General features: G+C 38.6%; 19 protein-coding genes and 1 tRNA gene. 12 read left to right on the forward strand and 8 right to left on the reverse strand.

Features of this window, described 5'->3' with window-relative positions:
- Window position 1: 1 nt before the first annotated feature.
- Window positions 2–1,060, reverse strand: a complete 1,059-nt coding sequence (locus tag QZ620_RS01990) for a glycosyltransferase (RefSeq protein ID WP_295178537.1) — start codon at window positions 1,058–1,060, stop codon at window positions 2–4.
- A 175-nt stretch (window positions 1,061–1,235) separates the two neighbouring features.
- Between QZ620_RS01990 and ruvC the strand changes: the two genes are divergently transcribed.
- The 10 genes from ruvC to QZ620_RS02040 all read left to right on the forward strand — a co-directional run bounded on the left by ruvC (window position 1,236) and on the right by QZ620_RS02040 (window position 8,833).
- Complete coding sequence (gene ruvC, locus QZ620_RS01995) at window positions 1,236–1,787, forward strand: crossover junction endodeoxyribonuclease RuvC (RefSeq protein ID WP_141879260.1); 552 nt, start codon at window positions 1,236–1,238, stop codon at window positions 1,785–1,787.
- A gap of 3 nt (window positions 1,788–1,790) precedes the next feature.
- Window positions 1,791–2,918: a radical SAM family heme chaperone HemW gene (gene hemW, locus QZ620_RS02000; protein ID WP_295178539.1), complete on the forward strand. Its 1,128-nt coding sequence runs from the start codon at window positions 1,791–1,793 to the stop codon at window positions 2,916–2,918.
- Between the two features lie 87 nt (window positions 2,919–3,005).
- On the forward strand, window positions 3,006–3,758 hold the full coding sequence (locus tag QZ620_RS02005; protein ID WP_295178541.1) for a cyclase family protein: 753 nt from the start codon (window positions 3,006–3,008) through the stop codon (window positions 3,756–3,758).
- Window positions 3,755–4,105, forward strand: a complete 351-nt coding sequence (locus QZ620_RS02010) for a DUF4260 domain-containing protein (RefSeq protein WP_295178543.1) — start codon at window positions 3,755–3,757, stop codon at window positions 4,103–4,105. Before QZ620_RS02005 ends, QZ620_RS02010 begins: the two co-directional genes overlap by 4 nt.
- 1 nt (window position 4,106) lies before the next feature.
- Window positions 4,107–4,721: a DUF4230 domain-containing protein gene (locus QZ620_RS02015; protein ID WP_295178545.1), complete on the forward strand. Its 615-nt coding sequence runs from the start codon at window positions 4,107–4,109 to the stop codon at window positions 4,719–4,721.
- 32 nt (window positions 4,722–4,753) lie between these two features.
- A complete protein-coding gene (locus QZ620_RS02020; RefSeq protein WP_295178547.1) occupies window positions 4,754–5,116 on the forward strand; it encodes an MmcQ/YjbR family DNA-binding protein in 363 nt (120 codons plus the stop codon).
- The gene (locus QZ620_RS02025) at window positions 5,113–6,891 is read left to right on the forward strand and encodes a DNA mismatch repair protein MutS (RefSeq protein ID WP_295178549.1); all 1,779 of its coding nucleotides are present in this window, start codon (window positions 5,113–5,115) and stop codon (window positions 6,889–6,891) included. The genes QZ620_RS02020 and QZ620_RS02025 overlap by 4 nt, the downstream gene beginning before the upstream one ends.
- Before the next feature lie 42 nt (window positions 6,892–6,933).
- On the forward strand, window positions 6,934–7,938 hold the full coding sequence (locus tag QZ620_RS02030) for a metal-dependent hydrolase (protein ID WP_295178550.1): 1,005 nt from the start codon (window positions 6,934–6,936) through the stop codon (window positions 7,936–7,938).
- 80 nt (window positions 7,939–8,018) lie between these two features.
- A complete protein-coding gene (locus QZ620_RS02035; protein ID WP_295178552.1) occupies window positions 8,019–8,594 on the forward strand; it encodes an alkylphosphonate utilization protein in 576 nt (191 codons plus the stop codon).
- Window positions 8,595–8,602: 8 nt separating this feature from the next.
- A complete protein-coding gene (locus QZ620_RS02040) occupies window positions 8,603–8,833 on the forward strand; it encodes a VF530 family protein (protein WP_295178554.1) in 231 nt (76 codons plus the stop codon).
- Window positions 8,834–8,893: 60 nt separating this feature from the next.
- Here the strand turns inward: QZ620_RS02040 and QZ620_RS02045 are convergent, their stop codons facing one another.
- Together QZ620_RS02045 and QZ620_RS02050 are read right to left on the reverse strand one after the other, a co-directional pair.
- A complete protein-coding gene (locus QZ620_RS02045) occupies window positions 8,894–10,972 on the reverse strand; it encodes a dihydrofolate reductase (protein ID WP_295178556.1) in 2,079 nt (692 codons plus the stop codon).
- 91 nt (window positions 10,973–11,063) lie between these two features.
- Window positions 11,064–12,455, reverse strand: a complete 1,392-nt coding sequence (locus QZ620_RS02050) for a dipeptidase (RefSeq protein ID WP_295178559.1) — start codon at window positions 12,453–12,455, stop codon at window positions 11,064–11,066.
- 283 nt (window positions 12,456–12,738) lie between these two features.
- On the opposite strand from QZ620_RS02050, the gene QZ620_RS02055 reads away from it, so the two are divergent.
- Window positions 12,739–12,820, forward strand: a tRNA-Leu gene (locus QZ620_RS02055).
- A 247-nt stretch (window positions 12,821–13,067) separates the two neighbouring features.
- Entirely contained in the window at window positions 13,068–14,183 is a 1,116-nt protein-coding gene (locus QZ620_RS02060; RefSeq protein WP_295178561.1) for an alkene reductase, read from the forward strand.
- A 127-nt stretch (window positions 14,184–14,310) separates the two neighbouring features.
- On the opposite strand, the gene QZ620_RS02065 is transcribed toward QZ620_RS02060, so the two are convergent.
- From QZ620_RS02065 to pelF, 5 genes are read right to left on the reverse strand one after another with little or no spacing between them, the layout of a single operon-like run.
- The gene (locus QZ620_RS02065) at window positions 14,311–18,261 is read right to left on the reverse strand and encodes a DUF2194 domain-containing protein (RefSeq protein ID WP_295178563.1); all 3,951 of its coding nucleotides are present in this window, start codon (window positions 18,259–18,261) and stop codon (window positions 14,311–14,313) included.
- A complete protein-coding gene (locus QZ620_RS02070) occupies window positions 18,258–20,219 on the reverse strand; it encodes a hypothetical protein (RefSeq protein ID WP_295178565.1) in 1,962 nt (653 codons plus the stop codon). Before QZ620_RS02070 ends, QZ620_RS02065 begins: the two co-directional genes overlap by 4 nt.
- Window positions 20,212–21,024 (reverse strand): endo alpha-1,4 polygalactosaminidase, encoded by an 813-nt coding sequence (locus tag QZ620_RS02075; protein WP_295178567.1) that lies wholly within the window; start codon window positions 21,022–21,024, stop codon window positions 20,212–20,214. Before QZ620_RS02075 ends, QZ620_RS02070 begins: the two co-directional genes overlap by 8 nt.
- Window positions 21,011–22,627: an exopolysaccharide Pel transporter PelG gene (pelG, locus tag QZ620_RS02080; protein ID WP_295178568.1), complete on the reverse strand. Its 1,617-nt coding sequence runs from the start codon at window positions 22,625–22,627 to the stop codon at window positions 21,011–21,013. Before pelG ends, QZ620_RS02075 begins: the two co-directional genes overlap by 14 nt.
- On the reverse strand, window positions 22,628–24,142 hold the full coding sequence (gene pelF / locus QZ620_RS02085) for a GT4 family glycosyltransferase PelF (RefSeq protein WP_295178570.1): 1,515 nt from the start codon (window positions 24,140–24,142) through the stop codon (window positions 22,628–22,630). It abuts the gene before it with no gap.
- Window positions 24,143–24,661 lie beyond the last annotated feature (519 nt).

Consider the following 24,661-nt stretch of genomic DNA (forward strand, 5'->3'; position numbering starts at 1 on the left):
TCTATTTTCGGTAGTCTCTTCCTTTCCACTTAAAACCAACGAATAGAGAAGTCAGCGCAATTCCTGATGCAAATAAAGGATAAGCAATACTACTCCACGCGTAACTTCGCATACTTGCCTTTCTGTCGAAGAAAACTGCAGCTTTATATATCAGCATAAAATCCAGATTAAACTTGATAAGAAACGCAATCATAAGCCACTGAAGATAGCTGGGATTGAACTGGCAAAGCACTAATCCTATGATGATAGCGGCATTCATTAGAAAAACGGTCAAAGCGGCGAACCTGGCAAAATGATCTTTGTAGCCGGCAGATTTTGCTGCCCAGCGTAAACGTTGCTGAATAAAGCTTCGAAGATCTTTCTGCGCCGCGGTTGTTACGATCATGTTAGTGCTTCTTATAAAATCGATCTTTCTTTTGTGTTCTTTAAATTGCTGAAGCAAAAAAACATCATCACCACCTGCATAGTTGCTGGACTGCCTATATCCTCCAACTTCCTGGAAAGCTTTTTTCTTAAAGCATAGATTTGCAGCATTACATATAAACGGTCTTCCCAATCCAAAAGCACCAATCGTAGTAGCCTGCAAACTCATAAAATCCATGAGATCAAATTTTCTGAATAGTGGATTTTCAGGATGAACTTCGTCGAGTATCACCGGAGCTGCAATTAGATCTGAATCCTGAGACTCTATATAATTATTAAATCCCTGCAACCAGTTTTCAGGAACTTTACAATCGGCATCTGTAGTGACTAGGAATTCAAATCTGGATTTATCTATGCCGACTTTAATAGCATCCTTTTTTGCTGAAATGGATTCTTGCTGGTTTTGCAAGAGCTCTATCGCAAGTTCAGGATGGATCTTGCGAAATTCCTGAACCAGTTTTTCTGAATCATCTTCAGAAGAGTCATTGATCAAAAGGATCTCAAAATTGTTTCTTGGATACTTCAAATCCTTCAGAGAGTCCAATAAAGCGGGTAAATGGAACTGCTCATTTCTGAATGGAATGATGATGGAAAAACCAGTTTCAGCAGAACCAACAGATGAATCAAGGTCTTTCATTTTGTTCCAACCATACAGCAGAGACAGGAGCAAAATTATATAACACAGGGAAACGCCGACTAGGATAAGGACAGGAAGCAGGGCCATAGATAGTGGTCGCCAGATTTTAAATGATTAGTTTTGCAGAAGTCCAAATTAGGCAATTTTAGTGAGTAGCACGACAGAGAAAAAGACGATACAAGGAGAAAGGATCATCCTGGGAATTGACCCCGGAACTACGATAATGGGTTTTGGTTTGATCAAGGTGGTTAACAAGAACATGAGCTTTATTCAAATGAATGAGTTACAGCTCAACAAATACAGCGATCATTATGTAAAGCTGAAACTTATTTTCGAGAGAACCATTGAACTTATAGACACCTATCATCCTGATGAAATTGCTATTGAAGCACCGTTCTTTGGTAAAAATGTGCAATCCATGTTAAAACTGGGTAGGGCTCAGGGAGTCGCCATGGCCGCGGGATTATCACGAGAAGTTCCCATCACAGAATACCTTCCGAAGAAAATTAAAATGGCTATTACCGGAAATGGAAATGCCAGCAAAGAACAGGTTGCAAAAATGCTGCAAAGTATGCTGAAGATCGGGGAACTTCCGAAAAACCTTGATGCTACAGATGGTCTGGCTGCAGCGGTTTGCCACTTTTATAATTCTGGAAAAACCGAAATTGGCAAAAGTTACACAGGCTGGAGCGCGTTTGTAAAGCAAAATCCGGGTAAGATCAAATAGATCATGAGCGGAATCTATATCCATATTCCATTTTGCAAACAGGCATGTCACTATTGTGATTTCCACTTTTCCACCTCTACAAAGAAGAAGGGGCAACTTGTTGAAATGCTAGGCAGGGAACTGAAATTGCGAAAAAATGAAATTCCCGGAACTATACAAACCATCTACTTTGGAGGTGGAACTCCTTCTCTACTCTCTTCGGAAGAACTTGAATCGATCTTTCTAAGCATCAACCAGAATTTCGAAGTATCAGACAGTGCCGAGATCACTCTTGAAGCAAATCCCGATGACCTCTCGGAAGAAGTTTTAAAAGTGCTGAACGATTCGCCAGTAAACCGGCTTAGTATTGGTGTGCAGTCCTTTTTTGAAGCAGATCTGAAATTGATGAATCGCGCACACAACGCAACAGAAGCATTGGAAAGTCTGAAACTTGCGAAGCGATATTTCGATAATATCAGTATTGATCTTATTTATGGAATCCCCGGACAGTCTGATAAGCAATGGATCGAGAATCTGGAGATCGCTCTGGAATTGGACATTCCTCATATTTCCAGTTATGCACTTACCGTAGAACCAAAAACAGCACTGGAAACTTTTATCAAAAAGGGAAAGATCCAACCGGTCACCGACGAGAAGTTCAGAAAGCATTTCGATATTCTGGTACAAAAACTAACAAATGTTGGATTTGAACATTACGAGTTTTCAAATTATGGAAGACCAGGTTTTCATTCAGAAAACAATATGGCTTACTGGCTGGGCAAAGCTTACCTGGGAATTGGTCCTTCTGCCCATTCTTATGATGGCAAGACCAGAAGTTGGAACGTGGCGAATAATTCATTATATATTTCAGCACTAGCAGAAAATAAAATTCCGCAACAACAGGAAGTTTTATCGCTGACAGATTCATATAATGAATATATCATGACGAGATTACGCACAAAATTCGGCGTAAATTCAGAAGATATTCACCGCAACTTTGGAAAGCTTTACGAAGAACATTTCGTAAAGGAAGTTCAGGTTTTCCTTGAAAACGGACAAATTGAAAAGCGTGATTCCGGATTTCATATTTCTGAAAAAGGTAAATTTCTAAGCGATGGAATTGCTGCAGAACTCTTTTACCTTGATGACTAAAATTTTGGTGAGTCTCAAAAATATCAACTTTACAGCTAGCCTATTATCGGTTTACAATCTTACATTTGTTGAGCATATTCATTTCTTATGATCGCCAGCATACATTACCAGAATTCAGATTTTCGTGTGGATCTTTCCAAACCTCTGGATATTTCCATTAGTCTGCGTGGCGATGAAAAAAATCCAATCGCCTGGTATCTGGAAAATCCCGAGATCAAGCCGGTTGTTGATGGTAATTTTATTGGCAAAGTAAGTGCCGGCGCTTCAGTGAATTTTAACAATATCAGCTTTAATCCTCACGCTCACGCCACGCATACCGAGTGTGTTGGTCATATAACCAAAGAACCGAATTTTATTCAACAGCATTTAAAACGTTTCTTTTTTAAGGCAGAAGTGATCTCTTTAGAACCGCAAACTGCTGGTGAAGACCGTATTTTAAGAAGAGCACAATTAGAAAAAGCTTTAAAAAATTCTACTGCTGAAGCGATCATTATCAGGACGCTACCAAATTATATTGGTAAGATCTCCAAACATCATTCTCATACGAACTGGCCATATCTGGAAGAAGCTGCGGCTAATTTTTTCAGAGAACAGGGAATTGATCACCTGCTTATAGACCAGCCTTCTGTAGATAAAGAGAAGGATGAAGGAAAACTTCTGGCTCACAAAGCCTTCTGGAACTACCCGAAGGAAATTCGCTACCATGCCACGATCACAGAATTGATTTATGTTCCAAACAAGATCGAGGACGGCGCCTATTTTCTAAGTTTGCAGCCGGCATCTTTTGAAAATGACGCAGCACCATCGAAACCGGTCTTATATAAAATCCTCGACAAATGAAGCTTAGTTTGAAAATCGAAGAATTTGCAATGCTTATTCTGGGTATTTTTCTCTTCACAAAACTGGATTATAGCTGGTGGTGGTTTGCAGGCTTATTTTTAGTTCCCGATATTGGCATGTTGGGTTATCTTGCAAGTGATAAGATTGGTGCATTTTCCTATAATATTTTTCATCATAAAGGAATTGCCATTGCGATCTACCTGATAGGAATCACGCTCGATAATGCATATTTACAGCTTGCGGGAATCATGCTATTTGCACATTCCAGTTTTGATCGTTGTTTTGGATATGGTCTTAAATATGAAAAAGGATTTAAAATCACTCATTTAGGTGAAATAGGTACATAATATGGAATTACTATTTATAGGACTTGCAGCCGGTGCGGTTGCTGCATACTTTATTTTTTCGATCTTCAATAAGAATCGTTCCATGGAGAAGACCAATGAACAATCTGTTGTTCTTATGGATAAGATTAGAAGCGTTTGCAAATTTATCACTGTAGAAGGTGATTTTTCTGAAATCTATCATTATGAAAATCTAAAGGAAAAATACATTAGCCTGGTCTTCGGAAAGAAGAAAGCCATTGTTCTGGTACAGGCGAAAGCACACGTTGGATTTGATTTGAGCAAGGTGAGAATGCAAAGCGACAATGAGAATAAAAAGATCATACTTACCAATTTCCCACAACCGGAATTATTAACGATCGAAACAGATTTTAAATATTACGATAAGCGCGAAGGCTGGGCGAATCCTTTTACGACCTCAGATCTTACAGACATTAATCGTGACGCCAAAAAAACCATCGTAGACAAGATCCCTCAAAGCGGACTCATGGAGCAGGCACAAAAAGAAGCTTTAGGTACGATCGCGCTAATGGAAAAGATCGTGGAAACCATTGGCTGGAAACTGGATTATTCAGCACTTACCATCGATAATACGGAAGCTCCCAAACTGGAAAAATAAGATCTACTTATTTTTATTAAACACTAATTTTTATGAATATAGACCAGTTCAGAGATTATTGCTTAATGAAGAGAGGTGTTTCAGAGCATTTGCCATTTGGCCCTGATAATCTTGTTTTTAAGGTCATGGGCAAGATGTTTAGCATTGCCAGCCTCGATGAAGTTCCACTACGAGTAAATTTAAAATGTGATCCCGAATGGGCTGTTCAGCTAAGGGAAGAATATCCGGAAACAATTTTACCGGGTTATCACATGAATAAACGTCACTGGAATACGTTAGTAATGGATGGTGGAGCAGACCCAGAATTGACCAGGAAACTGATAGATCACAGTTATGAACTGGTAGTTGCAGGATTAGCCAAAAAACTTAAGCAGGAATTAGATAGTTTAGAATGAAAGAACCTTTAGCTTTTTACAAGGATAGAAAGAACAAATACGAGCAGGAGAGTAAGAAGTTATCAGGAAAACTGGCGGTTTCGAGTATCCTGAGATTACTGGTATTTCTCGCTTTATGTGCCGCAATTTATTTTTTCTACGATCATGTACAGATCATTGTTCCTGCGGTCATCGGCTGCCTGGCCCTATTCATCTTCCTGATCTCAAGACATTCAGGTCTTAAACGCGAAAAGGATAAAACGGAAGCTTTGATCTCTATAAACGAAACTGAGATCCACATTCTCGAAACAGGAGATTTTCTGAATTTACCAGAAGGAAAAGAATTTGATGTTGAAGATCATGATTTTAGCCGTGATATTGATCTCTTCGGAAGAAAAAGCTTTTTCCAGTATCTCAATCGAACTGCTTTAGCTGAAGGAGCCAGCAAACTTTCATCATTCCTGCTTAGCAATGACACTACCCGAATTACTGAAAAACAGGAAGCAATCAAAGAGCTCGCTAACAAAGCCGACTGGCGACAGGAATTCAGTGCTACCGCTACGCTGGTAAGAACCGAAAATTCTTCAAAGACCATTCTCAAATGGATTGCGAATTATAAAGCATTTGTCCCAGCGATAATGCGCTGGTTACCAATTGTCTTTACGACTATTTCTGTGGGAGTCATCCTTGCCTACTATTTCAGTTTTATTGGATTTTACCAGTTGTTATTATGGTTGCTTATAGGTATTATGATCACCGCCATTTACGTTGGCAGGATCAATCAACTATCCTCTGCGATTGGAAAAGTACAGGATACTTTTCAGCAATATTACCAGCTACTCGGCTTTATTGAAGACGAAAAATTTGAGTCGGTTATTCTCCATGATCTCCAGACTTCGATTGCTTCGGAAAAACGCAAAGCTTCAGAAATTTTAAAGGAATTCAGTAAAGGAATTGATGCTCTGGATCAACGGAATAATTTTCTATTTGGATTTCTTGCGAATGGATTTATGCTTTGGGATTTAAAACAATCTTACCGACTCGAAAAATGGATCCTTCAGCATCGAACAGAAGTTAGCAACTGGTTTAAAGCTGTAGAAAACTTCGATGCGTACAACAGTCTTGGTAATTTCGCATTTAATCATCAACAATATACCTTTCCGAAGATCTCTGAAGTACCAAAGGGTATAGAAGCAAAAGATCTAGGGCATCCACTTTTAAGGCAAACTAAACGTGTAGATAACGATTTCAGCATAGAAAGTGACCAGTTTTTTATCATTACCGGTGCGAATATGGCTGGAAAAAGTACATTTCTAAGAACGGTCGCGCTGCAAATCGTCATGTCGAACATGGGACTTCCGGTATGTGCCAACTCCTGTACCTACTCACCTATCAAATTGATAAGCAGCATGCGTACCAGTGACTCGCTGGGTGACGATGAATCCTATTTCTTTTCTGAACTTAAAAGACTGAAATATATCGTCGATAAAATTCAGACAGAAAAATACTTTATCATTCTCGATGAGATCCTGAAAGGTACCAACAGTACAGATAAGGCGATTGGCTCTAAAAAGTTCATTGAACGCCTGGTAAAATCGAACTCAACGGGCATCATTGCTACACACGACCTTAGTTTGTGCGAAACTGCCAACCAGTTCGAGCAGGTGAAGAATTATTATTTCGATGCCGAAATCGAGAACAATGAACTTCATTTCGACTATCGATTCAAAAAAGGAATTTGTCAGAATATGAATGCTTCGTTCTTACTTAGAAAAATGCAGATCGTGGAAGATTGAGCTACAGGTAAGTTTTCACAAGGCAATTAGAATATACCACTTATGGATTCATTGACGCAAATTGTATTAGGCGCAGCTGTTGGAGAAGCTGTTCTGGGTAAAAAAGTTGGAAATAAAGCGATGCTGTACGGGGCGATCGCCGGCACCATTCCAGATCTGGATACTTTTGTAGGCTATGCATATGATACGATTACTGCCACCGAGATCCACCGTGGTTTTTCCCATTCTATAGTTTTTTCAGTCCTGTTTGCGCCGGTTTTTGGATGGGTTATTTCAAAGATCGAGTCAAAATCTGCTGCTACCTGGAAGAACTGGTCGTGGCTTATGTTCTGGGGACTTTTCACTCATCCCCTGCTCGATGCACATACCACCTGGGGCACTCAACTCTTCTGGCCATTCGATCTAAGACTGGCTTATAAGAATATCTTTGTCATCGATCCGCTTTATACCTTGCCGTTTTTAGTCCTGCTCATCATGGCGATGCGCTTAAAACGGGATGATCCAAAACGACGAAAATACAATCGGCTTGGTTTGATCATTAGTAGCATTTACCTACTGTTGATCACTCCTACGCTTAAATGGATCACTTATAACAAATTCGAAAATGCTCTGGAAGAACAGTCTATTTCCTATCAAAGAATAGATACACGACCTGCACCTATGAATAGCATATTATGGAGCGCAAATATAGAAGCCAGAGACCACTTTTTGATCGCCGACTATTCCATTTTTGATACTAAACCTCTAAGTTTTCAGAAAGTACCCAAGAATTATACGTTTGCCGACAGTCTGGCTGGTGATCCTAACTTGAAGCGTCTAATTAATATTAGCGAAGGCTGGTATACTTTCAGCGAGAAGAATGAACAGCTTTATTTTAATGATCTTCGCTTCGGAAAACTGGATATGAATGATCCCGATGCGCCATTTATTTTCAGCTTTTTACTACAGGAAGAGAATGGAGAATTAACGGCAACTGAATCTGAACGTTCCATGGAAGATGCAGAAGGTTTACTTCCTAAATTATGGAGCAGAATTCTTGGAAATTGAATCTATTTTACTGAAAAAGCCATAAATACTTAATAAAACATGGCTTTAAACTACCTTTGCTTCTCAAAATGTTGAAATAAATGATTTCTGAAGATAAATTAAGAGAACGCAGTGATTCCACCTGTGAATTGTGCGGTCAAACCGAACACCTGAATGTCTATACAGTTTCTGAAGCTCCAGAGGACCATGAAGCTGAGATCCTGATCTGCCAGAACTGTGAATCACAGATAGAAGATCCGGAAAAAGTAGAACCTAATCACTGGCGTTGTCTCAATGACAGTATGTGGAGTACCATCCCTGCCGTCCAGATCATTTCGTGGAGAATGCTGAACAGACTTAAATCTGAAGGCTGGCCGCAGGACCTACTCGATATGATGTATATGGAAGATGATTTAAAGCACTGGGCTAAAGCAGGTTTACAGACTGAGGAAACCGATATTCAGCTCGTTCATAAAGATAGTAATGGGGTGGTACTGGAAGCAGGTGACAGCGTTGTTTTGATCAAAGATCTGAATGTAAAGGGAAGCAGTCTTACCGCAAAAAGAGGAACTGCAGTTCGAAGAATATCCTTGGTTCATCATAATGCTGAGCAAATTGAAGGTAAAGTGGAAGGCCAGCAGATCGTATTGCTTACCAAGTTTGTAAAGAAAACCTAATCACGCCTATGGAAAATAAAAAGAACACTCAGCCAAACAATCCTTTGCACGGTATCAAACTTGCTGATATCCTTGATTCTTTACATGATCATTATGGCTGGGAAGGACTTGCAGAAAGGATTAATATTAATTGTTTTAAATCCAATCCTACAAAAAAGTCCAGTTTAAAGTTTCTTCGGAAGGAACTCTGGGCAAGAGAAAAAGTGGAGCGTTTGTACCTCAAGACAAACTTCAGATAAAAATAGACTCAAAAAAAAAGCGGCCATCTGGCCGCTTTTTTTCTATAATTCTGCTACTAACTATTCTTCAGTTTTAGCAGCTTCTTTTTCTTTCTTCACTTTCTTTTCAGTCAGGAAACTATAGTTTTCAGAATAATCAAGCATCTGCTCTTCGAAAGATCTCGGCTGAGTTACTTTGATCGAAACGATCTCATCATTCTCATCCATTTCAGCAACCAAAACAGGATTTACGAATCCGCTATATGGAGCCGATTTGAATTTTGAATTTCTGTCCAATACCTGTTTGTGAATATCCTGATCTACTTTTACACCGTAGTTTTCTACCAGGTCTTTTGCCGCCTGGAAATCACCTTCAGACTTGATTCTCTGAGTTTCCTTAAGCAGATCTCCGAACAATGAACGAAGCTTCGTGTAGTCTTTGATATTAAAGTAGATGTTCCCATCTTTTTCAACTTTTTCAATAACTCCTTCTTCCTGTCCTTTTTCGTAAACCCATTTACTCACCCATTGTCTGTTACGCATATGAGCTTCTTCGATATCCTGACCTGGCTCAATTCTAACTAACTGCGTCATCAATCCATTACGAATATAATCGTTGTAAGCAGCTTTCCCCAGTTTTTCAGAATCATCTGTAAGTCCAAGTTCTTCCAGTTTTGGATCCATCAGGTAATATAGACCTACAAGATCTGCACGACCTTCTTCAAGAGTAGATGCATAGTTCTTTAGAGTTTCCTTGGTTTCTCCAACACCAGCATTCATTTGTCCTGAAGCGTGACCAACTACTTCATGCAATGCAGTATGTAGCTTATCTGCCTCTTTCCCGTATTGTTCAGAAAGTTGTACTTCTTCTTCATCATGTGCAAATTCCTTCAGTTTATCTGATCCACCTGCACTTTCGTAAGCAGAAATGATATTCCCTAAAGAAACAGATTTACTTCCATGCTCTTTACGAATCCAGTTCGCATTTGGAAGATTTACACCAATTGGCGTACTTGGAGATGCATCACCTGCTTCACCAGCAACGATCACTGTTTTGTAAGTTACTCCTACTACAGAATCTTTTTTATGCTCATCCATGATTGGTGAGTTATCCTCGAACCACTGTACTTCATTTTCAAGAACGCTCATCTTTTTGGACATATCAAAATCCTTGATCTGAACGATGTTTTCATAAGATCCTCTGTAACCTTTTGGATCATTATAAACTTCTATAAAACTGTTGATATAATCAATATTACCTTCAGTAGCTTCAACCCAGGCAACGTTGTAATCATCCCAGGTTTTCAGGTCTCCGGTAGTGTAGTAATCGATCAAAAGACCTAAAGCATTCGCCTGCTTTTCATTTTCAGCAACACCTTTTGCTTTCTCCAGCCAGTTGATGATCTCATCGATCGCTTCACCGTAAAGTCCGCCACTTTTATAAACTTTTTCAACAAGTTTTCCATTCTCCTTTACGAGCTTGGAATTAAGTCCGTAAGAAAGTGGTCTTTCAGGATTTGGAGATTTCTTTTTCGCGTAGAATGCATCCACTTCCGCAGCAGTTACATCTGGACCATAAAAATTGATGGCAGAACCTTCCAGTAATCCATCAGCTTCGTTAAGATTTACTTTTTTCGCATCCTTATCATTGAAGATCACTTCGTAAGCCTCCCCGGTAAGTTCAGTATTTGTTTCCATCAGTAGCGTATCGAAATACTCTTTGCTGAATTCAGGTTTGATCTTCGCGTTGGAATAATGATGGTGAATCCCGTTCGAGAACCATACTCTTTTCAGATAAGTTTCAAATGAATTCCATTCTTCTGAAGACTGGTCGCCTTCATAATTGGTATAAATATTTTCAAGGGCTTCACGAATTTCCAGGTTATGACGGTAATTCTGGTCCCACATAATATCTCTCCCGGCAAGTCCTGCCTGGGTAAGATAATACACTAATTTCTGCTCTTTCAAACTTAAATTCTCCCAACCCGGGATCTGGTAACGCAGTACTTTAATATCTGCAAATTCATCTACGTTTACCTCAAAATCTGAGTTCATCGCGATTTCCTGCTGCTCATCCTTATCTGCATTTTTCTTGTCCTCATTACAGGAAACGAAAGTCAATGCCGATGCTAGAAGGCAGGTACTTAATATTTTATTCATAAAAATAATTTTAGTGCGGCAAATATACTAAAACGGGAAATCAAATTCTGCGAACCTGATCCCCCGTTATATGGAAATATTGATATATTTTCTACTTTTTACTCATTTCAGTAAAATGTTTGTAAAACCATGGAATGGTTTCAATACCTTTTAGATAATTCCATATTCCAAAGTGCTCGTTAGGGGAATGGATCGCATCGGTATCCAGACCAAAGCCCATCAGGATTATTTTACTGTCCAGTTCCTTTTCGAACAGGGATACGATTGGGATACTTCCCCCACTTCTCTGCGGGATCGGCGTTTTTCCGAAGGTCTCCTCGTAGGCTGCACTAGCCGCCTGGTAACCTATCGTGTCTATTGGAGTTACATAAGGATATCCGCCATGGTGAGGTTTAACTTTCACTCGAACACTATCTGGCGCCAGACTTTCAAAGTGTTTTGTAAACAATTCGGTAATTTCCTTGTGATCCTGGTTAGGAACCAGTCGCATGGATATTTTTGCATAAGCTTTCGACGGAAGCACTGTTTTCGCTCCTTCGCCAATATAACCGCCCCACATTCCATTTACGTCGAGGGTTGGCCTGATAGAACCTCTTTCCAGCGTAGAATATCCTTCCTCTCCATGAACATCTTTGATATCCAGTTTTTCTTTATATTCTTCAATACTGAAGGGCGCCTCTGCCATTTTAGAGCGTTCCTCTTCAGTAAGATTTTCTACGTTATCGTAAAATCCAGGAATGGTAATATGATTATTATCATCTGTAAGTTTGGAGATCATTTCACTTAACACGTTCAGAGGATTTGCTACCGCACCACCGTAAAGACCTGAATGCAGGTCACGGTTCGCTCCGATCACTTCCACTTCTACGTAAGAGAGTCCGCGTAGACCGGTAGTGATAGATGGAGTGTCTTTTGAGATCATTCCAGTGTCAGAGATCAGGATCACATCATTCTGAAGTTTCTCCTTATTTTCCTTGATGTACCAGTCCAGGTGCTCACTTCCTACTTCTTCCTCACCTTCGATCATGAACTTTACATTACAGGGCAGTTCATCATTTCTGGTCATGTATTCCATGGCTTTTACATGCATATACATTTGTCCTTTATCATCACAGGCTCCCCGAGCGAAAATTGCCCCTTCAGGATGAATATCGGTTTTTTGCACGACAGGTTCAAAAGGCGGTGAATTCCATAGATCTAAGGGATCTGGTGGCTGCACATCGTAATGGCCATATACGAGCACAGTTGGAAGGTCTTCGTTAATGATCTTTTCAGCATAAACCACAGGGTGACCCGGAGTTGGAGCGACTTCTGCAGTATCACAACCAGCATCCAGTAGACTTTGCTTTACAGCTTCCGCAGCCTTCAGCATGTCTTCCTTGTAATTGGCATCTGCAGATATCGAAGGAATCTTCAGTAATTCCTTTAATTCATCGACAAATCTGTCTTTATGTTCTTCAAGGTATGTTTTTATAGAATCCATGTACTAATTTTCAGGTTTGCGTAAAGTTATAAAGAAGTCGGCGGAAAGTTGGTCTCAAAGCTCTTAGTGTTTTCATAAGAAAATAAATTTTATTCAAAATCATTAAAATTGATCTTTACTGAAAATCAGAAACTTAATTGTAGCCACTAAATTTTAGCTGAAATTTTTTTAATTTTTTTCAGGAAGACTGTTTGAAAATTGAAACTTATCTTTATATTTGCACCCGCTTAAGTAATTAAGCAGGGAATCACAACGAGTCCTAAGTGTTGTGAAACTTTAAAATGCGGGCGTGGTGGAATTGGTAGACACGCTAGACTTAGGATCTAGTGCCGCAAGGTGTGGAGGTTCGAGTCCTCTCGCCCGCACAACGAAAAAGCTTCAGAGAAATCTGAAGCTTTTTTTTATTCCCTTTTCCGTAGAAAACCTTACAATCAAATCTCACCTCATTAGATTTCTTACAACCAGCCAGAATTCCAGACTCCGTCAATTTTACCAATTGCTTTTAGAAAATCTTCTACAGCTTAACATGCTTTAACAAGTCCTGTTATTCCATGTCAATTATTTTCCCTTTCCCAGGCCATAATTTTGTATTCAATTTTTAAGAATAAAGTTATGAGTACACAAGCATTATTAAAAACTTATAAATTAGGCGATCTGGAATTAAAAAATCGTGTGATCATGGCTCCTATGACCCGTGGTCGTGCAGACAATCCAGAAAAGAAAGCTATTCCTGAACTCCATTCAGAATATTACAGGCAAAGAGCGAGTGCTGGTCTAATTATTACTGAAGGTTCACAGGTTTCAAAAGATGCCGTTGGATACATTAATACTCCCGGAATTCATACAAAGGAACAGGTTGAAGCCTGGAAAGACGTGACCTCAGAAGTTCATAATGCTGATGGAAAGATCTTTATTCAGCTATGGCATGTGGGGAGAATGTCACATCCAGATTTTCATGGAGGTGAATTGCCAGTGGCGCCATCTCCCATCAATCCGAATTCGAAATCATTTACACCAGAAGGTTTTAAAGATACGGTTGTACCGAGGGAAATGACCTTAGAAGACATCAAGCAAACCATTGAAGATTTTAAGCAGGCAGCGAAAAATTCTATGGAAGCAGGATTTGACGGAGTAGAAATACATTCCAGCAACGGATATCTTTTTCACCAGTTTTTCAATGCGACTTCCAATCATAGAAACGATGAATATGGCGGTTCTATAGAAAAAAGATCAAGAATACTTTTTGATGTTCTGGATGCGGTCAAGGAAGTAATGCCGGAAAATCGTATCGCTATTCGCCTAAATCCTTCCATGCACGGCCTGTTCGGGATAACTATGGATGAAGAAACCATCCCTACTTTCGATTATATCATCAAGAAGCTGAACGAATACGATCTGGCTTACCTTCACCTTTCTGAACCTTTTACAGACGTTTCTGAAATTTCTTTTGCTGAAACAGATATTGCTAAACGTTATCGCCCTATTTACAAGGGAACATTAATGATCAATACGAATTTTGATAGGGAAAAAGGGAATGCAGTGATTGAAGATGGGGATGCAGATCTTGTTGCCTTCGGAAAACCATTTATCTCTAATCCAGATCTTGCTGAAAGATTTACACAGGGCGTTGAACTGGACTCCTGGGATGAAGATACTTTTTACTCTGGTGGAGCAAAAGGCTATACCGATTACGAGGTTAAAACTGAAAGAGCTGCAGTACTTCAGTAAAAATTGGAAGTTTAATACTAAAAAAAGTCCTTCAGAAATTTCTGAAGGACTTTTTTTTGAAATGAGTTCGATGTTATGAATGATAAAATTGAATCCTTAAATAGTCAAACTTAATTTTAGTCTCTCATTAGTCAAGGTAGTAGCGTAATCCAACGCCAAAGTTGTTAGAATAAAAGTTCTTTAAAGTATAGAATTCCAGTCTACCTGTGAAATACAGTTTATCATCAAAAGGATAGCTAAAACTACCGCGGTAACGCTGAAAATTATCAGAAAAAGTATCGAGGAAATATGCCGCATCAAGGCTTAGATTAATATCTTTATTTAAATTCCCAAAGGTATATCCAGCTCCAAAACCACCGTACAATCTCTCTTTGAGTGTCCAGTAAGGATAGCCACTACTTTTATCATTATTACCAAGTAATCCGGCAACTTCCGTATAGGCAGATATTGCAGATCTTCCATTGCGATATATTTTTCCGTAGAAAGCAAAAGCAGCAGTAGCGTCAATAGTACCATCATCGTCATAATGATTTCCTTCCAGATACAGAGTAGTTCTAAAAGTTTCACTGATCCTTAACTCCTCGTAGATATTAAGCTGACTCTGGTAAATCTCCAAACCATATGCTCCTCCGGTAAGCGCAGGCCGTCTAAACGCAGAAGCTGAACTATAAAGGCTGTCCTTGCTAATACTAGCTCCGGCGCGAATATGATAATACACATTCTCATCCTGGTCCAACTCCAGCCTTGCACCTGCAGTGAAATTGAATTTTCCAGGTTTTATAGCTGTTAGAAATTGATAATCTAATCCATACAAGCTACGATCTATGTTATTAGGATCTATTTGTGCTACTGGCACTTCGTAAGCCTTAGTTTGAACCAGGCTAAAAATATGCGTATTGTAGGAACGATCTCTTAATCCATAACCAATCTTTGTTTCATAATAATTAGGATCCAGCCTGTCTGCCACCATATTCCCATTTAACTGGATAAAATCACTTTCTGTAGTTCTAATATTCTTTTCCAAAAGCGCTGATACCTTGCTCTCAAAAAGATCAGGATTTTCCTCTAGTAATTGTTTTTGCTTGTCGCTATCTATAAATACCACATCTTTATTGAACTGCTTTCTGAATTCTGTTTTCTTAGCAGAAGCTGTCATGGAATCGGCAATTTTCCAGGCTTTGATAAAATCAGCCTCTGAAATATAGTAGGAGACTAAAAACTCCTGAATCTCTTCGAATTGTTCATTTTCAGGACTAATTTGAGCATATAAATCCTCAATTTCCTGTGTTTTGCTCAATTGTGCCAACCAGTACATTCTGGTCAAAACCGGTAAATCTGCGCTACATTCGCTCCATGCTAAGGCCATTCTATAACTTCCCTGGTTTCCAAAAGCATAGGCGATCTCTGTGGCTAACGACTTTAAATCATCATTGCAGGCTTCTATATTGATCAGTTGCTGTGTGGCTTTGGCCGGTGAATTACTCAACAACCAATTCATATAAAGCGGATAACCTCTTTGCTTTATTTCAGCTTCATTCCCAGCTTTTAAATACCATTGATCTATGGTCTCTGCGTCTATCGTCTCTGCACAACCTGCCCAGGCGATCGCTTCTTTATAGTTCTGCCTGTCGGCATAAAACCAGCTAATGGTCTCTGCTGAATTATGATGATTGGAACAGGAACTTTCAGTGAAGTAATTTGCTGCTCCATCGGGATATTCCTTCAGAAACATTTCAATATAATTTCGAACATTTTCAGAATTGTGTGAAGCGATCAATTGCTTGAATTCAGCAGAATTTAATTTAACTCCGTTATCATTTCCGAAGTAGCCGATATAATCGAGTTTCACCTGTGGATCCTCTGAAACCGCAACTTTTTCAGCCATCCAGAATTTCCGGGTCTGCATATCTGGATAATCACTGCCTTTTACCAGCATACTTGCCAGCTCAACATATCGTTGATCTCTATTGCTCTGCTCGTAACGGATTTTTAACAAGGGCCATATTTCTGCCTGCCTGTTCTGCCACCCCAGATAACGGGCGAGTTCAAGCCATTTATTTTTAGAAAAGGAGTTCGATGATGTCAGACTTTGTTTTAACCCATTGATTTTTTCTGTAATAGAATTGTCTGCCGGAGTTTCTTCCAGATTGACATAATTTTCGAACTGTTCTGCCAGTGAAACTTTTAAGGCTGAAGTGTTCTTCGGAAAATATGGAATAGTAACTTGTCCAGTCTCAGATTTCAGCATGTACAAATTCCCTGTATGCAGGTTTGTTTTTGAAAATTCGAATTTTCCGGAATTGAAATATTCTTCGATCAGCGTTTTGTTTTGAACATTTACATAAAGAAACCACCAATTCTCATTTTCTTTACTGGTGTTTACCTTTATCTTCTGTTTGTCAAAACTATACGAATAAGATGCATTTCTCCAGGCTTCAGTAATTTCAGCAGCATTCTTAACTGCCAGAAACCGCATTAATGGGAACAGCTTCTTTGTTTGTTTGATATAATGTTCAAATCGTGGATACAATCCAAGAGAACCGTTTTCAGAAATTTTCCAGCCCAGCTGTTCCTGATTTCGATATTCGTATGGCGGTTCCTGCTCCTCAAAACTTGATGGAATTTGATAAATATCGTCTGCATGAATGAAATGTGACCAGATACCTGTGTATAAATATAGATTTTGCTGGTTGTATTGATTGGCTACATCCATGGTATATCCACTGGTAATTCTTGGGAAATTATAGAAATGAGTGTTGAATGGTTCTGGGTCGAATTCCCGAGATCCACCATCTTCAAAATTTCCCAGGTACAGGCTAGCGTTATATTTTATGGAAGGAAACACTTGTTGTAGCGCTGCAAAACCCAGACTATCTATATTATTTGACGGCGGAACGTAGCTTACAGGTAGCTTTCCATAGTTCCTGATCTGCCACCTCTTTTTCGCGGCTTCCAATCCAAGAACCATAAAATCGTAATTTGGCCAGTCGTTCTCAACAAGTGAAGCGTGATTATAGCCATGAAAGGCGAGTTCATGATCAGAATTCTTCATTTGATTCATTAGCCAGTCAGATGCGATGACTATTTTACCCGATTCTCGTTTTTTTGAGCTTTCCCATTCTTCAAAAGTAAACGGTGGTGTAGTCTGGTTACGGTAATCAAAACAAACATAACCGGAATAAATCAAGCCCTGTTCCTTGGCAAGATTTAGCATATCTGGCCACCAGTGATCTGTATAGAAGTTGGCTTGAGTCACAGACATTTCGGTATGAACAGGCTCCATAGCCATGTTATATAGTGGCGCAGGAAAATCATCCAGAAAAATGCTTGTAGTATTTGCTACGGAATATGGTATTCCTTCAAGTCCATGCAAAAGAATACTAAAGAGTAATCCACGATCGCGTTTTTCAAATGCTTGAGAAGTGTTCATCAGGATCACCTTACCATTCCCAAGATCATTCTGAAGAATTGCCGGGTAGTTGGTATCACTATTTGCGGTAGCAAGTACTTTAATATCAGCAGAAAAACTTTCTCTGTTTAACCCGTTCAGTAGAGTGGCCTTCTTAAACGCCTTGTTTTTAAAATTTGGAAGAATATAATTGGGAGCCAGGTAACCGGTAGCCTTTGTATCAATTTGTTGAACGCCATCAAATCTCACTCCTGCAAGAAAGTTAAATTGCTCCCCCGAACTTAAAGTAGGCAGCAGGACCATCCCTCCAATTTCAAGAAATTCAAGGATTTGTTTAAATGCTTGCTTATTCAGGTCATCGGGATTCGTAAGAATAACTATGCGATTATTTGCCCCGAACGCTGGTTTGGAATTAAATTCATCCAGTTGAATAGCCGTAAAGGGAATTTTGGAATAATTAAGTGTTTTATGAATGTTCTCTTTATAATTAATACTGGTTTTATCCTTTGGATCCAGGATAAATGTCACCAAAGGGTTTTTACTATAAGCTTCATAACTTACACGTTCTGTTATATTAACCGTTTCCTGCTCCTTGCTATCTTTTTCACAGCCAGATATCAATATAATACTAACTAAAAATATGATAAACCTACCTCTCAAATTTCTCACAACAACAATTCATTTATTTTACTGGAATTCGGAATATTTACAATTTCAAAAACCTGTACCGAAGGACCTTCGTAAACCAATTTCAACTCTCTTCCTCTTCGTTTTAAGATCTGCAGATTCCTTTGTACTTCTTCCGAAATTTTAGGATTCAGTTTTTCCGGAACAAATACAAAAACACTGGAAGGCAAGATTATTTCAGGATGGGTTTTTAAATACTCCTTATCAGCCTTATAACGTGCAAAACTTTTATCTTTTTGGAGATATGATGCGTTGAAATCTCCATAACTCAGAAAGTAATGTAAGCCGCGGCTTACCCGACCATTAATAGATGTGTTCACCACAGCATAAGAATAGGGTAGCCTGCTATTCTCGATCTCATAATAAGCCTGAAGAATATCTTTTTTTGTATCAAAAACCTCGCTGGTCACACTGGCCTTACTCTCTCCAACATAAAATAAACCTCCGGTTAAAATTAGAACGACACTAATTTCTGCAAAGTTGGAAGCATTCAGTTTTTTAATCAGACTATAAAATGGCAGATAGATAAAATAGAATAACAGTCCAATTAGTATTGGCAGAAAGACCCCTATGAGTTGTAGCAAAAGATCATCGTCCAGAATGGGAATATCCAGGACATATATCGTGAATAGAAACAGGACAAAAACAAGAATTGCTAATATAGACCTCCATCGGGAAGATTTTCTGGCGATCATAAAGCTTGCAGCAATTCCCAAAGCCAGGTTTATACTTATGTAATACCACACTAATTCTGAAAATGGAAGAATAAGGTTTGGCGTATAGGTATAATAATCAAATGAAACTAACTTAGACACTAACAGATTCACAAAGCTTACCTGCAGGAAGTATGAAACAATGAAATAACACAGGATGACTAGTGCGGCACTAACAAGATATGCCGTTAAAGCCCGTAAATTATACGCTCGTTTTTCAGCTGGGTTAATAACAAGACAAATGAGAATAAACGGCAATAAGACGGCCAGAGCTATAAAAAGATTAATAAAACTTAAAGCCAGAACACCAATAACGTTCCAAAGGAAATAATTCGATTTCTTTTGCCGGAAACTTGTGGGATACATGTTGAAGATCATTAACGGCAGCGCCAGAGTCATGGCGAGAAAAACCGATTTATGCTGCAGAACAGAGTCTATATTTAAGGGGATGATGGTGTAGCCAAATCCAAATACCAATGCTGCAAGTAATCCAGGGCCATGCTTATGAGTTATCTTATATAGCGCCCAATATATGATCACTGCCAGCAAAGCCGACTCGATAAAGCCAGCATTACTCAAGGCCAGCATATCACTAAGACCTGAAATCTTTGCGTATAATGATATGATCGCATAACCACCCATAGAATCTGAAACAACACTGAACCAAGTTTGTTCTGCTATGGCTTTTACTTTATCCAGATCTTCGTACCAGGATGAACTTAAAAGGTAATTATCATACTGTAGGAAATAATACCTGCTCATAAACATAGCGGCGAAAATGAACAGAGCTATTCCAATTTGCCAGAATTTTGTTTTTTTAGCTTCCAGAGTCTGCGGCTTTCTTTTTCTGAAATTTTTACGCTCTACCAGCGACCGATTAGCCTCAAACCTAATAACCACATATAAAATTAATCGACTATAAATCTTCTGAAGTTGAGCTTTGAGAGGTTTTTTTCGTTTTAGATTTAAAAAACTCAGGACAAAGAATAAGGATGTGATCATTAAAATTAACATGGTATCGAAACCATTGATCTGTGTTAGAAATAAACTAACTATGATCGCTGCGGAAAGTCCCATTACGAACCTGGGGACAAAAAATTCGATTCCAGTTTGATAAGATAACTTTGCAGCAGTTAACCTGTATAGAATATAAAAAAATAGAAAGAATAAAAGAATTCTTAATGGTCCCAATAAGGTTGCACTGAACCAGAAATAAACATCACTCATTTTCCGGTAGGTTTTGAAGCTCAATTTTACCAATAAAGAGATTTGCCTGATAAGGCTTCAAACGCTTTTTCACGGCCTTCTTAAGAGCTGCACTATCTGCATATTCAATAATTATAATAGGCAATCCAAAATCCTGAGCCACGCTTTTCAAATTGTCAATTCTTTGATTGAAATCTTTCGATTCTCTCATTCTATATTCTGAAGTTTCAAAATTATAATTGGTTGCTACAGATTCTACCGCGATTGAACTTACAAACTCTTCGGTTTCATCAAGCGCTTCCAGTCCAGCATTCTGCATTAAATGTGATTCTGGAAATTCGGTTTTAAGACGTTTTAGAAAACTCACGAGCGCAGTCAGTTTTTCTGGGGTTGGTCCAAAAGAAGTGTAGTTATCTATATTATCAAGGAAGAGTCCATCAAAACCTTTAGTTTCCAGATTATTTCTTACGATTTCAAAAATTGTTTGGCGTGTTTGTTCATTCTCCAGGTCGAGCACGTAGCTGTTCCAAATATCGTTTTTTGACAGCGTATACTCTGAAATCTCCTTATAATGTGGAGCAGCTTCATTTACTTCTCCAAAACTTACGTAAGCAAGAACATTCTGGTTGTTAGATTTTAAAATTTTAATGTCTTCCGAAGAGAAATGGACGCTTTCTAATATTACATAGTCATAACCCCGAACGAGTTCAGGATCAAAATCACCATAATTTACAAGCACACGTTTTGCGGTTTCGTGCTTACATTTAGAGAAACTGAAGATTGAAAAACAAACCAGACCCATCACAAAGTATTTAATATGCTGCATAATAATAGTAATCCAGATTCTTAAAAAACTGCTTCGTATATCTAAAGGTTACCAGCATAAAGACCAGAGACCCTAGCATTAAACCAACAACCGCATACTCATAAGATATGAGTCGGCTTAGTATCACTCCTGATATGAAATTTGTTAACAACGCAGCGATAATTGCTACCAGCGGTTTCCGGTTTTGATTAAGAGTATACAGATACAGCGTGTTTAAAACACCTATAGTAAGAAATATATAACCTATACTCCCTAATATGCTCACCTTAATACTCAGTTCTGAAAGTGCCTCATCAAATCCCGCTTTATAACCCCAGGGCTGGGTCATGATAAGATATAATAGGATCGCCACTCCCATCGTAGTGAAAAGAAGCAATCTCAAATGGCGATGATATAAACCCGTCATTTTACGATTGAATTTCTTGAATTTTGAGTAAGTATGTATTAGCTGAAAATAGTCCAGATGTCGGTTAAACGAGCTAATACTGTATTCCAGCACTCCACCCAGCAAAAAGAAGAACAGAATAGCGAGATCCATGCCTATCTCATAATCCTTTTCATAGTAGAATAGATAAGGTATTTCACGATTAGTAGAAGATGACCATGCGATAATCCTATCCATAAAGACGAAAAGGAAGAAGAAAATTCCGTATAAAAAATAATTAAAGTTGCGGTAAATAGACAAAGTCACTTTTGGTTCTACAATGGACTTGGATTTCCTCTTCTTCAATGTATGTTTTAAGAACCATTGCAAATATAGGATCGAGGTTAAAGCCGCGACAACTATTCCTGCCCAATGGAGAAAATATACCGGGACTTTAGTAAAAAAATGTAAAGCAAGTGCGAGTGCAGTTCCTAAACTTATGCTCACCGTGATCATCCAACGTTGCTTTAATGCATATAAGGGCGCCAGTACCAAAAGTAGGAAGCCAATAAATAAGGCATAAGAAAAACAGATGATCACAAAACTAATAGAGTATAAAGGTATTATAAAATTAAGCAAGGCTGAAAATATGAATATAACCAGGATGGTAAGCGTACCGTACTTTATGATATTGAGAACCGAGTGCCGGGCCATATAAAAATCTTCATTATACCAATAATAGGAAACCTGTTTTCCAATTACCTGCACAAATCCCCCGGTAGCCACGAAGCCCACAATTACACCAAGAACTACGGCAGTAGATTGCAGGTTATTGAATTTAGAAAATGTCCATAGAGAAATCCCGAAAAGCACAATTGAAATCACCTGTATCGCAACCGGCAAAAAGTTCGAGATCCCAGATCCATTCTCAAGTATAAATTGTTTGACAGCACGAGAAGAAAAATACGAGGAAATGGCAATCTTCTTATAATTCTTGGCCTCAACTACTCGCTGCTTATCATTCTTTAAATCATTATAAGCTTTTAAACCAAAGATTTTATATATATAGTTCGCAAGACTTAAAATACTATCGAAGCCAAAATCTTTTTCAACATCAACTTCCCTGATGCCTAAAGATTCAATAGTGGCAATCACTACATTTAAATTTACCGGTTTCCCGTTGCGATCTTTAATAGCAATGATGAGATGTGCTACAGCTTTTCTTTGTTCCGGGTTCATCTAAAATGTTTCCACAGGTTGGTTCTCCACTTGATGTTCATTTAGAAGTTGTTCGTAAACATCTTCATATTGCCTTATAAATTTCGAGATCGTAAAGTGATCCAATACGCGTTGTCTTGCGTGGGTTGCCATTTTCGAGCGTAATTCATGGTTCTGTAATAATTCTATGACTCTATGCCCGATTTCCTGGGCATTTTTCGGTTTACATAAAAAGCCGCTGTTTTCGTCGAGCGCTTCCTTAACTCCACCTACATCTGTAGAAACAACCGGAACACCACAACTCATACTTTCAATCACTGTAAAAGGAAAACCTTCAGAAATAGAAGTAAGAATAGAAAGATCACCTTCCGGGAAAATATTATGCGAATCGCTTCTAGGTCCCATAAATATAAAATTCTCCTTTATTCCCAGTTCTTCGATTAAATGCAGACAGGTATCTGTATATTCGGGAACCGCTTTATCATCGCCATAAATTAGATATTGAATATCTGGAATTGATTTTTGAACTACGGCACACGACCTGATCATGGTGATCACATCTTTAAGCTCGAAGATCCTGGCAGCTGCGACAACCGTCGGAACATTTTTGAGATGGTCTGGTTTTGGTTTTGGTTTAAATTTATCAGAATCAATCCCATTATATATGATCGAAATCTTGCTGGGATCTGCTCCATACATTTTCTCCCATTTAATATTGAATTTATTTACTGAGACAATAGCTTCAGACTTATAATAGGCCAACCTTGCTATAGCTTCTGAAAAGCGTGTTAATAAACGTTTCAGAAAAAATGGATATTCAGAATTGTTTAAGGCGAGTAGTCGCTCTCTTATAAAAACACCGTGCTCGGTAAGCATGATTTTCGTGCCATACTTATAATGTGCGATCAAAGCCGGTATCACAGGAAATCCTGAAAGGGTTAGATGCGCGATATCACATTTAGGGACATCGGTGATGGCCAGTGGAATTAAAAACCTATAGATCCATCGAAGCCCAATGGTAATATCTATCAAAGCTGCATCTGGATTATAGTCCCTTACAATATACTGGGACATGATCTCACGGTAAGCCTTCCAAACAGGTTCACTTCGCATCGTTTCCTTGTAATCATAATCTTCAAAGTATAACCACAGAGCTCTAAAAACCTCATCCAGATGTTCAACCTCGAGATTATCATCATAAATTAAATGCAACAATTTTGAAAAAACCGGCACAAATTCACGCTCCACAATCTCATTCGTGGTCCATTCCTTTTTAGCTACGGTTTTGTAATATTCGTCCCCATAGCTAATATAATCATAAGGTTCATCTGGAGTCCATAATGGAACCTGAACTACCTGGGTAATATTAGGGCTTAGGTCATATTTTGGTGTAGTTTCAAAATTGGCATTAATGGAGTACAATTTAAAATTCACGTTGCTTACCTGGCTACATAATAGATGCGCCCAGGTAGAAACTCCACCACCATTGAAAGGATAGGTTCCTTCCAACACCAACATTACCGACTGCTTCCCCATAGCTATCCTGTAAGAATTCCGAAAATACAATTAAAATTATAGAATAATGACGTCCTGAATTTAATCTAATGGATTGAAACACGCTTTAAACGCACGGGAAATCTACGTATGAAATACTTTTTTAGATTCCTGCGAGCTCGTATAATTTTGTTATATTTTCGCTGCTATAAGAAAGCGACTTTGTGACCAATAAACTCCTCAGAAAATCATCTCATCTAAAAATGCGAAATAGTTAAAGACATTGATATAACTATCTTAATATTCTGACCTTAAAAGAATAAATTGATTGAAAAAATGAGAAATCCTTATAGCTTTCGAGAAAATTCCTGATAGATTTTTGTTTTAGAAAAAGGGAATGAAGTTATTGAAGATGTTGATGCAGATCTTTTTGCCTTCCGAAAACCATTTATCTCTAATCCAGATCTTGCTAAAAAAATTGGACAGGATGTTGAAATGGACTCCTGGAATGAGGATACTTTCTACTCGGAAGGAGCAAATACCGACAACGAGGTAAAACCG

The organism is uncultured Christiangramia sp. (assembly GCF_913046405.1).
GTDB lineage: Bacteria > Bacteroidota > Bacteroidia > Flavobacteriales > Flavobacteriaceae > Christiangramia > Christiangramia marina.